The organism is Rickettsia bellii RML369-C (assembly GCF_000012385.1).
GTDB classification, from domain to species: Bacteria; Pseudomonadota; Alphaproteobacteria; order Rickettsiales; family Rickettsiaceae; genus Rickettsia; species Rickettsia bellii.
On the sequence record NC_007940.1, the window covers coordinates 1,393,971 to 1,406,656 of the forward strand.

Here is a 12,686-nt window from a genome sequence, read left to right on the forward strand (position 1 = left end):
TAACGTTTTTTATTATTTTTTTCTGGATTGCCACGCTCCTTGCAGTCGTGTAGCTCATGACGATTTGGTATCCACGCAACAATGCCGCCACGGGATGACTACCTTAGGACACTTTTCGATTCATACGGGCAATGCTTTTCCGCAGAAGCGGGAATGACATATAAGGTCACCTACGCCTGAATAAAATATAATATTTTTTTAATAACTGTTCGGTACTATTATTATCACTGCCTAATTAGTCTTTTAGAACTCGGTAGAGTATAGTTTGAATCAGTAGAACGATACGGGCAAATATCAATTCCACCTCGTCTTGTGTATATTATATATATAGAAAGAAATTCAGGATTTATAGCATTTTTGATATCAGTAAAAATACGCTCTGCACATTGCTCGGCAAATTCATTACAATTTCTAAAAGATACCAAATATTTTAAAAGTGCATCGTGTTTTAACTTCTTTCCTTTATATTTTATAATTATTGTCCCCCAATCCGGTTGCCCTGTGACTAAACAGTTTGACTTTAATAAATTAGAATTAAGTTCTTCCTCTACTAAAACATCTTCATGTTTAATCAAGCTATTATTAGGTGGACCATACTCACTACATTCTATATCTATATCATCGATGTTAATACCGGTTGGACTACCAAATTCTATTTTTGTATTTATAGGAAATATTTCTCCTGTTACTTCGGCATGTGTATTATTGCTTAAATCCTGCAAAATAGTTCTTTTTAACTCTTCCATTGAATCAACAACAAAATTATTAAAAGAGTTAAGATATAATTTTACTGATTTAGATTCTACAATATGAGAAGAAGTTGTTGGCACAAAAAAAGTAAAGATCGCAACACAAGGCTTACCTTTTTTATCTAGCCAAGATAGCTCATAAGCATTCCAAATATCTACGCCATGAAATGGAAGCTTATCATTAACTATACCTAATTCTTTACGATTATCTATACGTGGGATTTTAAACAATAAAGTTGGATCGTAAGTATCTTTATAAGTACTTTTTTTACCAAGAGCGGAATTAGATAATGTCATAATATATTATAGTAAATGAAAAGTTTTTTTGTCATTGCGAGGTGATGCGTAGCATTGATGCGGCAATCTCAGGAGTTTTATACCACTTCATGAGATTGCCACGCAGCCTACAGCTGCTCGCAATGACGACTTAGTATTCATGCAACAACACCTATTTCTAAATGAAAATACATTATGCTCCTTGGGCTAAAGCTTCCTTATGTCCATTCTCATCATACTCTTTTAGCATATAACCACGTCCCCAAACTGTATCTATATAGTCTTTACCACCAGCAGCATCGCTTAATTTCTTACGCAATTTACAGATAAATACATCGATAATCTTCATTTCAGGTTCATCAAGACTACTATATAAATGATTTAAGAACATCTCTTTAGTTAAAATTGTTCCTCTACGCAATATTAATAGTTCTAAAATAGCATATTCTTTATTGGTTAAATGTACTTTTTTACCGTCAATTTCAACACTTCTAGTATCTAAATTTACACTGACTTTATCAAATCTAAATACTGATGCAGCATGCCCTTTAGAACGTCTAACTATAGCTTTAATTCTAGCGATTAGCTCTTCTCTAACAAATGGTTTAGTTAAGTAATCATCAGCTCCTGAAGAAAAGCCAGTAATCTTTTGGTCTGTATCAGTTAAACTAGATAAGATTAAAATAGGGGTTTTTATTTTTGCTGCACGCAATCTTAGTAATATTTCGAAACCATTAATATCAGGTAACATTAAATCTAAAATCATTAGATCATACCTACCAAGTTTACCTAATCTTAAACCTTCTAAACCAACCGAAACTTTATCGCAAACTATTCCTTCTGAAGCTAAAGTAAGCTCAATTAGATTAGCCATTTCTGGTTCATCTTCAATTAATAAAACTCTCATTTTATTTTCTCCTAAAATTCAATTTTTATGTTTGTGCTATAATTTAATTACAGTTAATTATTGTTAACTAAATTATAATTTTTTATTAGTGCTTTATACATTTATTAGCAACGTAAGTAAAGAATTTTTAATTATATTGATAAAATTTTTACTATTAAAGTATATCTGTGATTTAAAAACCATACCAATTAATTAAGTAAAAGGTAAGATTTCATAATACTTAAGCGGTTTTTAGTTCTGATGCTCAGACATTTTCTTATGGTACAAAGCTCCAAAATCTATCGGATCAATCATTAAAGGTTGAAATCCCGCATCTTGGGTACAACTTGCTATAATTTTTCTAGCGAATGGAAATATCATTGCCGGACAATGGACTGATAGCAAAATTTGATGTTGCTCAGGAGCAATATTAATTAAGTTAAATACACCTGCATATTTTAGCTCTACTTGAAATAATTTATATTTCTCATTTCTTGCTACTGCTTCAATATTTAATTCGACTTCATAAAAATTTTCTTCTGATAGATTAGTGATATTTATATCAAGAGACAAATCAATTTGAGGTCTATGTTCTAAAGCTGCCAAAGAAGATGGAGCATCAGGATTTTCAAGAGATAAATCTTTTATATATTGTGCATTAACAGAAATATGAGGCATTGCCTCGTTTGCATCGGTATTTATTGTACTCATAAAATCCTTTATTAAGAAAAATGGTTATTAAATATATTATTAAAAATTATACTTTATGTTATCTTAAAGTAAAAATTAACATGCTTTTATATAAAATAATTTACATGTATCTTGCAACAAAAAAAGTAACAATTATGTTAATGGCAAAGTTACACCTAATTGTTTCATATATTTTCCTTGACGATCTGCATAAGATAAGTCGCAAATTTGATCACCTTTTAAAAATAAAAATTGACAAGCTCCCTCATTTGCATAAATCTTAGCCGGCAGCGGTGTAGTATTTGAAAACTCTAGCGTTACATGCCCCTCCCATTCTGGTTCTAGAGGCGTAACATTTACTATTATACCGCACCTTGCATAAGTAGATTTACCAACACAAATAACTAATACGTCACGTGGTATTTTAAAATATTCTACAGTTCTACCAAGTGCAAAGCTATTGGGCGGAATAATGCATACATCCACTTCCCTATCAACTAAATTATATTTATCAAAATTTTTAGGATCAACCATAGTAGAGTTTATATTTGTAAATATTTTAAACTCATTTGATACTCTAGCATCATAGCCATAAGAAGATAAACCATATGAAATAATTTTTTCTGAATCTTTAACCCTTACTTGCTTTTCTGCAAAAGGCTCAATCATTTTATGATTTATAACAGCTTCCCTTATCCATTTATCCGACATTATAGACATAATAAATTTATTATTTAGTTAAACTATAAAATATAACTGATAATTATTTTTAATACAAAGTAATTATGTTTATTTAAAATTGTAATTGCTTTAACTTTAAACCACTTTAATAACATAAGTTGTAATAATACAACATTATACATCTATAAATAAATAATTACAAATTAAAATATGTTTATTTATTGTAAGTTTTAAAAATTATATTATATTATATTCAACATAAATTAATTTAGCCGCTATAACATAATAACCTTAATTATAGCATATAGTTTCACTAATATATGAGGTTTTAAAGTGAAAAAGTTATTATTAGCAAGTATTATTGGTCTTGCATCTACTACCAGTTTTGCCTCAGGAAGTACAACTCCTGTCATTTCTAGTTCTGATTCTGAAATAAAATTAGAAGGTTTTTATCTATTTGAAAGTGGTTTCTCGAATCAAAATCGTTTAGGTGAATTTGAAAATTTAAGTGACAATAGGAAAAAAACAGCGTTTTATACAGAGGCAGCATTTGCGGCTACTATAACTAAAACTATAAATGATGTAATAGGTGGGGTTAAAATAGTATTACAACCTACTACAAGATCAAAAACATCTACATCTTATAATGGTTCTCACATCTTTATTGAAACTAGTTACGGTAAAGTAGAGCTTGGTTCTCCTTATGATGCAGGTAATAAACTTCGTATTACTGGTGGTCAAGTAGCTGCTGGATCAGGTGGATATTTGAGATATATTAACGTTGGTAGTAAATACATGCAATATGAAAAATTAAAACCCGATTTTGATACCAGCCCTAGCTTCTATATAGAGTCATTTTCTAACAATTTTGACGAATTTAATGTTAAAGCTGAGGCAGCTAGAAAGATTAGCTTCTATACCCCTAAAATGAAAGGTTTCCAAGCCGGTATATCTTATACTCCTGATTCTGCCAACACAGGTGGTAATAAAAATATAAATAATGTCGTATTTGATGATTCGATTACTGGTATTACTAATGTCCGCACTGGCATAAAGCGTAACATTGTAGAAAACGACGAAATTATTACTATTAATCAAAATGTTACAGATTCAATATCTGGTGGTTTAACTTATGAACATGCACTTGGTGAAGATGCAGATTTAAAATTATCCGTTACTGGTGAATATGGTAAACCTGCTCGCCTTGCTGTTCGTTCCAAAGTAATAGATAAAACATATACAGTATTAGATACTTATAAACTATCTAACTTAAAAGCTTATAATCTCGGTGCAGTTTTTACATATGGTAATTTCTCATGCGGTGCTTCTTATGGTAGCTTAGGAAAAAGTTTAACAACTCCTCAATACCATAAAAATGGTCGTAATACTTATTATTACAACGGAGCTATCGCTTATGGTCAAGGTCCTATTAAAACAAGCCTTAGCTATTTTAAATCTTCAAGATATAAGAACACTGTGGATACTATAACTGTAGCTACAGAATATAAAATTATGCCAGGTTTATTACCATATGCAGAAATTTCACATTTCCAAGCTAAAGGTAAACCAGTATATTATCCTGAAGCTCCTAACAAGAAAACTAAAGGTACTGTTGGTCTGATCGGTACAAAACTTAAGTTCTAATAAAAGTCATTGCGAGGAGAAACTGCAAGTTTCGATGCGGCAATCTCATGAGGTAGTATAAAATTCCTGAGATTGCAACAAAGCTTCGCTCCTCGCAAGGCATTATTGTTTGGATCGGTTTTTTCGTCATTGCGAGGAAATTACGAAGTAACTGACGAAGCAATCCAGCTAAAAAGTACTAATAATATTAGTATTTTTATTATTTTTTCTGGATTGCCACGCTCATTTCATTCGCTCGCAATGACGATTCTTTATCTATACAACAACCCACTGGATAATATTACACCGCAAAAGAATTGCCGCAGCCACATTTTGCTTTAGCTTGTGGGTTGCTGACATTAAAATATGAACTGCCTAGCTCTTCTATAAAATCAAGAGTGCAATCTAACATAAATTTTTGAGAAATAGGATCGATAATAACAGTAGCATTATGTTTAGTAAAAACATAATCATCTTTTTCTAAAGTATCTTTGGAAACTAGTTCGTAATTATACATTAGCCCAGAGCAACCACCGCTATCAACGGATACTCGTAGCACTAAATCCTTATCTTTTTCTAACTCTATTAATTCCTTTACCCGCTCAAAAGCTCTATCGGTAATTGTGATTGTCACTAAAATAACCTTGTAAAAATCTTATAAATTATATAATATACCTAATATTTCATATTTTTTCAAGGTAGCGTTGTTGTGTGTGTTAAGCTTCAACGTCACTGCGAGGAACTGGTATTGTTGCATGGCTCAAGAAATATGTGTGATGTCATCACGTGGCTTGGGAACTAGATCCAGATAAAGCGAGAGAATCGAGCTTTTAATTTTAATAATATAATGAAACAATATTATGTATATATATTAGCTAGTAAACGTAACGGTACATTATATACTGGCATAACCTCGAATATTATAAAACGTATTTATGAGCATAAGAATAAAATAATTAAAGGATTTTCTTCTAAATATAACACAAATAAATTAGTTTATTTTGAACAATATCATTATGTCATAGCTGCAATTAGTCGTGAAAAATTACTAAAAGAATATAAAAGACAGTGGAAATTAAATCTGATTGAATCTCAAAATCCAGAGTGGCTTGATTTATATGAAAAAATTATTTTATAATTTTTAACTGGATCCCGTGGACAAGCCACGGGATGACACCGAGAACGTTTTTTGATCCACGCGGGGCAATGCCGCCACGGGATGACAATGGCAGAAGTAATCATGCAACAAACCATAGGATGACAGCGATAGAACCAAGCTACACAACAAGGAAAATAACATACCGATTACATAAAACATAAAGGATAACAATGCTAGCTTCATATGCTTCTGATCCGCTTAAAAGCAGAGGAAGATTATACAGAGAAATACCGACCTCTTACCGCAACGAGTTTGAGCGTGATCGTGATCGTATCATCCATACTAATGCATTTAGGCGTTTGCAGTATAAAACTCAGGTTTTTATCAACCATGAGGGCGATCATTATAGAAATAGGCTAACTCATTCTTTAGAAGTCTCAACAGTTGCTCGCTCTATTGCTAACACTTTAAATCTTTCAAGTGATTTAGCCGAAACCATAGCACTTGCTCATGATCTTGGTCATACACCTTTTGGTCATGCGGGCGAGAGATCCTTGAATGAGTGCATGAAAGAGCATAACGGCTTTTCTCATAATGCTCAATCTTTGAAAATATTAACTTTACTTGAGAAAAGATATGCTGCTTATAGAGGAGTAAACCTTACTTGGGAAGTTTTAGAAGGGATAGTAAAGCATAATGGTCCTATAAGCGGCGAGGTAAATGAGTATATAGAAGAGTATAATAGCCAAAATGATTTAGAGCTTAATACTTACGCTTCTGCTGAAGCTCAAATAGCAGCACTTGCTGATGATATTAGCTATATTTCACATGATTTGGAGGATAGTATCGGTGCTAAAATCATCGATTTTAATAATCTTGCTGAGCTTAAATATATCGACCAACATGTTTTTGAACTTAAATCAAAATATAAAAATATAAGCTCTTCTTGTTTAATATATGAAGTAGTACGCAAGCTAATGCATGAACTCATTACCGATTTATTATGGCAAACTAAGACTAATATAAATAAAGAAAAAATTACTCATATAGATGAAATACGTAACCTAAATTATCAAATAGTCGATTTTACAGAAAAAACTAACGAGCGTATTAAAGAGATTAAAAAATTTCTACATGAGCGGGTTTATAAAAGTAATAGGATTACTGCAATCAGCCTTAAATGTACTAAGATCGTGCAAGGCTTATTTAAGGTTTATATGGAGGATGTTAATTTACTGCCTGTTAATTGGAAGATACAAATAGATTCTAACAATCCGAATAGTAAAGCTAGAATTATTGCCGATTATATAGCCGGTATGACTGATCGCTTTGCTATTCAAGAGTATAACCAACTTTGTTCGCTGAACTTTAATAATATTTAAAACTTAATCATGAATATATTTAACAAACTAAAACACGATATAATTACTGCAAGTACGCAGTTATATAATAATTCTGAAATAGCAAATCATGCTAGTATTGAAACTCCGAAAGATAGCTTTAACGGCGATTTATCAAGTAATATCGCCATGATTATTGCTGCCAAAAAAAACGTTCCTCCTCGTGAAGTTGCATTAAAATTCAAAGAAATTCTTAATGAACTACCATATATCGCAAGTATAGAAATAGCAGGACCAGGGTTTATTAATTTTACTATTAAAGCTGATAGCTGGCACACTGCAATTAAAGATATTTTACAAAACGAATCTAAATTTTTTGAAATTGACGTAGATAAAAACAAAAATATCAATATTGAGTATGTTTCAGCTAATCCAACTGGACCGATGCATATAGGGCATGCAAGAGGTGCAGTATATGGAGATGTGCTTGCAAATATCTTAAAAAAAGTAGGATATCCTGTTACGAAAGAATATTATGTTAACGATGCAGGTTCACAAATAAATGATTTAGTAAGCACAGTAATATTACGTTATAGGGAAGCTTTAGGCGAAAAAATTACTATTACTGAAGGGTTATATCCAGGGGAATATCTAATTCCTGTCGGGCAAGCCTTAGCCAAAGAATATGGTGATAAATTATTAAATATGGATGAGCTGGAAAGGTTTAAAATAGTTAAAAATTTCGCTATCCAAAAAATGCTAGATTTAAATAAAGAAGATTTAAAAGAGCTAGGCGTTAAACACGATGTATTTTTTTCCGAGCAGACATTACACGATAATGGTAAAATAGAAAAAACTGTTAAATTACTGACCGACATGGGGTTAATTTATGAGGGTAGTGTACCTGCTCCCAAAGGTAAAGTCCACGCAGAGTGGGAAAACAGAACGCAAGAATTATTTAAGTCTACAAAATACGGTGACGATCAAGATCGCCCTATAAGGAAAGCCGATGGAAGTTGGACATATTTCGCTTCCGATCTTGCATATGCAAAAGATAAAATAGATAGAGGAGCGAACCACTTAATTTATGTACTTGGTGCTGATCATAGCGGGTATGTCAAAAGAATCGAAGCGACTGTTAAAGCTTTAGGCAAAGAACAGGTTAAAGTTGATGTTAAAATCTGTCAATTAGTGAACTTTGTTGAAAATGGCGTGCCGGTTAAGATGTCAAAGCGTCTTGGAACTTTCGCTAGCGTGCAAGACGTAAATCATGAAGTAGGCAAAGACATTATAAGATTTATGATGTTAACAAGAGAAAATAACAAGACACTTGATTTTGACCTAATAAAAGTAAAAGAACAATCTAAAGAAAATCCTATATTTTATGTCCAATATGCACATGTTAGAACGCTATCGATATTATCGAAAGCTATGGAAACGATTCCGCAATCTTATAATAGCTTTGAAGCTGGCACATATGATTTATCGTTATTATCATCGGAAGAAGAGATTGAGATAATAAAGCTCTTAGCTAGCTGGACAAAAACCTTAGAAACAGCAGCAAAATATTTTGAACCGCATAGAGTGGCGTTTTATTTGATAAATCTAGCTTCAAAATTTCATGCTTTATGGAACTTTGGTAAGGAAAATAACGATTATAGATTCATAATAGAAAATAATGTAGAGTTAACAACAGCACGCCTTGCTCTTGCTAAAGCCATACAGAAAATTATCGCTAGCGGTCTTGAGGTTATAGGTGTAGAACCGATGACTAGAATGTAGCTCAATTGTTATCCCGTGGCGGCATTGCTCGCATGGATCAGTTTTCCAGTTGTCATCCCGCACGCTTGTAGCGGGATCCAGTTAAAAATACTATTAGTATTTTTTATTATTTGCTGGATCTAGTTCCCAAGCCACGGAATGACATCTCAAATATTTTATATATGATTAATAATATTTTTACTAAAATATGTTTGGTGTTTTTGATATGTATTGCTGCTATTTATTTTGCTTATCAATATTATCAAGATAGCAAGCCGGTAATTACTATTTATGCAGACGAACTACCTACAAAAATAAAACCTACTAAAGTAGAAGATATTATGCCATCTGCGGTGCATAGTACTATATACGAAAACCTTATTTCTAAAAATACCAACCCTAAAAATGCAAAACTTCTTCCTGAACCTGAAAAGCCTGTCAATATAAATTCACGCAATCAAAATGATGACCCTTTTGAGATAAATTCTTCAGATGACATATCAAATCTGCTTTCTTTAATAGAACCAAATAATACTTCACAAAAAGATGAAACAGAGTTAAATATAATAAAACGTGATAAAGAAAGTACAAATAGTAATAAAAATATAAAAAGTTCTAATAATTCAAATAGCTATAAAGTGCAGCTTGGTTCAGTAAAATCGGAAGCAGATGCAACAAATGAAGGTGAGAGAATAAAAAAGAAATTTCCAAAAATCCTAAAAAACGCTGTTATCACTACTCAAAAAGTTAAATGTGACGATGGAAAATTTTTCTATTTAATATTAGCTGGTAACTATGATAACCTTAGTCAAGCAAAAGCAGTTTGTAAGAAACTAGCACAAAATAAGCAAAGCTGCGTTTTGAAGTAGTATACTCGTCTACCCAACTCTTTATTTAATATTTAGTGAGAATAATTTATGACAACAAAGGAAGAAGATTTTGATGAAATTACACTTGAAGAAGATATGTATTTTTCAAAACTCGCAGATAAAAGATTGGAAGAAACTAAACATTGGATAAAGCACGAAGATTTTTGGGGTACTCCTCCTTTCATTGCAAAGGTTGAAAAACACTCTCGGTGTGATCTCGTAGACAAGCCAGCATTGCTAGATGGCTCCTATGTCATTCCCGCAAAAGCGGGAATCCAGCAAAAAAAAAGCCTAAATACAGAAAATTTTTAAAATTAAAAGCTCGATGTCATCTCGCTTTATGCTGGATCCCCGCTTTTGCGGGGATGACACTGTGTGTTTTTCTTGAGTCATACAGCAACGCCGGACAAGCCACGGGATAACACCGCAACAAAAAAATTAAATAAATTATGAAAGAAGCTAAAATAGAAAATATTGACTTTGGGAGTGCTTTATCCGAGCGTTATCTTGCTTATGCACTGTCAACGATCATGTCCCGCTCGCTTCCTGACGTACGTGACGGGTTAAAGCCTGTACATCGTCGGTTATTATACGCAATGTTGCAGCTAAGGCTTGAACCGAATTCGGGCTATAAGAAATGTGCAAGGGTGGTCGGTGACGTAATCGGTAAATATCACCCACATGGCGACGTTGCAGTATATGACACTTTAGTGCGTCTTGCTCAACATTTTTCCCTCCGCTATCCATTAATTGACGGACAAGGTAATTTCGGCTCTATCGATGGCGATAATGCGGCTGCAATGCGTTACACCGAATCACGTATGACGGAGATATGTACGCTTCTTATGGAAGATATCGACAAGGATACAGTAGATTTCCGCTCAACATATGACGATTCCGATTTAGAGCCGGTCATAATGCCGGCAAGCTTTCCGAACCTGCTTGCTAATGGTTCAGAGGGCATAGCGGTCGGTATGGCAACTAATATTCCGCCGCATAATTTGCATGAGCTTTGTGATGCTTTGATGCATTTAATCGATCATCCGAAAGCCGAAATTAGTGACATAATGAATTTCATTAAAGGACCTGATTTTCCGACCGGTGGCATAATTATTGATAAAAGTGATGTTATCACTAGTGCCTATATGACGGGACGGGGTAGCTTTAGAGTAAGAGCTAGATGGGAAAAAGAAGAGCTAAATTATGGCGTATATCAGATAGTTGTAACTGAGATACCTTATCAAGTTCAAAAGTCAAAGCTTATAGAGCAAATCGCAATATTACTTAAGGATAAAAAAATACCGCTTGTTAGTAATATTAGAGATGAGTCAACTGATATTATTAGGCTTGTTATTGAGCCAAGAGATCGTAGCTGTGACCCGCAAATAGTGATGGAATCTCTGTTTAAGTTGACGAATTTAGAAAGCCGTATCCAGCTAAATATGAATGTCATCGGTAGTAATAACGTGCCGAAAGTGATGAATATTTTAGAGGTTCTGCAAGAGTTTTTAAGCCATAGACAAAATATTATTACTCGCAGGTCGACTTATCTATTAAACAAAATAAAGCATCGTTTGGAAATTCTAGAGGGTTTACGAATAGCCTATCTAAACCTTGATGAGATTATTAAAATCATCCGTGAAGAGGATGAGCCGAAAGCGATAATGATGCAGCGGTTTCAGTTAACCGAAATTCAGGTAGAGGCAATATTAAATACTCGCCTGCGTTCGCTTCGTAAACTTGAAGAGCAAGAAATTATAACTGAACATAGTAATTTGCAAAAGCAGCAAGCAATACTTGAGGAAATCTTAAATAATCCAAAAGAGCTATGGAAAGTCGTTAAAAAAGAAATAAAAGCTGTGCAGGCTAAATTCGGCTTAAATACTACGATAGGAGCGAGGCGAACTAGTTTTGAACAAGTAACACTAACGAATCAAGTAGTTGACATAACGGCCTTTATTACTAAAGAACCAATTACGATTATCTGTTCAAAAATGGGCTGGGTGCGTTCGCTAAAAGGTCATAATAACGATTTATCTAGTATTAAATATAAAGAGGGCGATGCAGAAAAGTTTATTTTAGAGGCTTACACAACCGATAAAATATTGATAATCAGCTCAGAAGGAAGATTTTTTACCCTCCTTGCCGATAATATTTCTAAAGGTAAAGGCACGGGTGAGTCTATAAAATTGCTTGTAGATATAGGCAATAATGATATTACTGAGATTTTAGTCTATAAGCCAGATCATCTTTTATTGCTTGCAAGCAGCATAGGTAAAGGCTTTGTGGTTAATTCAAACGAGGTAATGGCTCAAACAAAAAGTGGCAAACAAATTATGAACGTGCCAGATGGTCATACATGTATAGCCTGTTTACCGGTCAATGGTGATAGCGTTGCTTGCATTGGTGAAAGCCGCAAGCTTCTGGTGTTTAATATCGATGAAATACCGGAAATGAAAAAAGGACAAGGCGTAACGCTACAAAAGTTTAAAAACGCCAAGCTTTTAGATATTAAAATATTTAATAGGGAAGATGGCTTAAGCTGGAATAGTGGCGGGAAAGTGAAACTTGAGAAGAATATTATTGCCTTTTTAGGTAAACGAGGTAGCACCGGTAAACTACCCCCTATGGGCTTCCCGAAGAATAATAGGTTTAGTTAATTCTCTTATGTCATTTTTGTATGAGGTTTACCTGCATTGTGTTAGCTCCACC

At 33.3% G+C, this 12,686-nt stretch carries 12 protein-coding genes; 7 read left to right on the forward strand and 5 right to left on the reverse strand.

Features of this window, described 5'->3' with window-relative positions; translation table 11 throughout:
• Positions 1 to 224 precede the first annotated feature (224 nt).
• From queF to dcd, 4 genes are all read right to left on the reverse strand, one after another.
• Positions 225 to 1,046: an NADPH-dependent 7-cyano-7-deazaguanine reductase QueF gene (gene queF, locus RBE_RS06720; protein ID WP_011477945.1), complete on the reverse strand. Its 822-nt coding sequence runs from the start codon at positions 1,044 to 1,046 to the stop codon at positions 225 to 227.
• Between the two features lie 172 nt (positions 1,047 to 1,218).
• Positions 1,219 to 1,932: a response regulator transcription factor CtrA gene (ctrA, locus tag RBE_RS06725; protein ID WP_011477946.1), complete on the reverse strand. Its 714-nt coding sequence runs from the start codon at positions 1,930 to 1,932 to the stop codon at positions 1,219 to 1,221.
• Positions 1,933 to 2,163: 231 nt separating this feature from the next.
• Positions 2,164 to 2,622, reverse strand: coding sequence for a protein-export chaperone SecB (gene secB, locus RBE_RS06730; RefSeq protein ID WP_011477947.1), 459 nt, complete (start codon positions 2,620 to 2,622; stop codon positions 2,164 to 2,166).
• Positions 2,623 to 2,754: 132 nt separating this feature from the next.
• Positions 2,755 to 3,321 carry a dCTP deaminase gene (gene dcd, locus RBE_RS06735; protein ID WP_011477948.1) on the reverse strand — a complete coding sequence of 189 codons (567 nt, stop codon included), beginning with the start codon at positions 3,319 to 3,321 and terminating at the stop codon, positions 2,755 to 2,757.
• A 294-nt stretch (positions 3,322 to 3,615) separates the two neighbouring features.
• On the opposite strand from dcd, the gene RBE_RS06740 reads away from it, so the two are divergent.
• On the forward strand, positions 3,616 to 4,926 hold the full coding sequence (locus tag RBE_RS06740) for a porin (RefSeq protein ID WP_011477949.1): 1,311 nt from the start codon (positions 3,616 to 3,618) through the stop codon (positions 4,924 to 4,926).
• A 280-nt stretch (positions 4,927 to 5,206) separates the two neighbouring features.
• On the opposite strand, the gene RBE_RS06745 is transcribed toward RBE_RS06740, so the two are convergent.
• Entirely contained in the window at positions 5,207 to 5,539 is a 333-nt protein-coding gene (locus tag RBE_RS06745; RefSeq protein ID WP_011477950.1) for an iron-sulfur cluster assembly accessory protein, read from the reverse strand.
• A 213-nt stretch (positions 5,540 to 5,752) separates the two neighbouring features.
• Between RBE_RS06745 and RBE_RS06750 the strand changes: the two genes are divergently transcribed.
• The 6 genes from RBE_RS06750 (at position 5,753) to parC (ending at position 12,634) form a co-directional block, all read left to right on the forward strand.
• Complete coding sequence (locus tag RBE_RS06750) at positions 5,753 to 6,043, forward strand: GIY-YIG nuclease family protein (protein ID WP_011477951.1); 291 nt, start codon at positions 5,753 to 5,755, stop codon at positions 6,041 to 6,043.
• Between the two features lie 191 nt (positions 6,044 to 6,234).
• On the forward strand, positions 6,235 to 7,386 hold the full coding sequence (locus tag RBE_RS06755) for a deoxyguanosinetriphosphate triphosphohydrolase (RefSeq protein ID WP_011477952.1): 1,152 nt from the start codon (positions 6,235 to 6,237) through the stop codon (positions 7,384 to 7,386).
• Between the two features lie 9 nt (positions 7,387 to 7,395).
• Complete coding sequence (gene argS, locus RBE_RS06760; RefSeq protein ID WP_011477953.1) at positions 7,396 to 9,126, forward strand: arginine--tRNA ligase; 1,731 nt, start codon at positions 7,396 to 7,398, stop codon at positions 9,124 to 9,126.
• A 161-nt stretch (positions 9,127 to 9,287) separates the two neighbouring features.
• Entirely contained in the window at positions 9,288 to 9,974 is a 687-nt protein-coding gene (locus RBE_RS06765) for an SPOR domain-containing protein (protein ID WP_011477954.1), read from the forward strand.
• A 48-nt stretch (positions 9,975 to 10,022) separates the two neighbouring features.
• The gene (locus RBE_RS06770; RefSeq protein WP_011477955.1) at positions 10,023 to 10,286 is read left to right on the forward strand and encodes a hypothetical protein; all 264 of its coding nucleotides are present in this window, start codon (positions 10,023 to 10,025) and stop codon (positions 10,284 to 10,286) included.
• 137 nt (positions 10,287 to 10,423) lie between these two features.
• Positions 10,424 to 12,634, forward strand: a complete 2,211-nt coding sequence (parC, locus tag RBE_RS06775) for a DNA topoisomerase IV subunit A (RefSeq protein WP_011477956.1) — start codon at positions 10,424 to 10,426, stop codon at positions 12,632 to 12,634.
• The last annotated feature ends 52 nt before the right edge of the window (positions 12,635 to 12,686 follow it).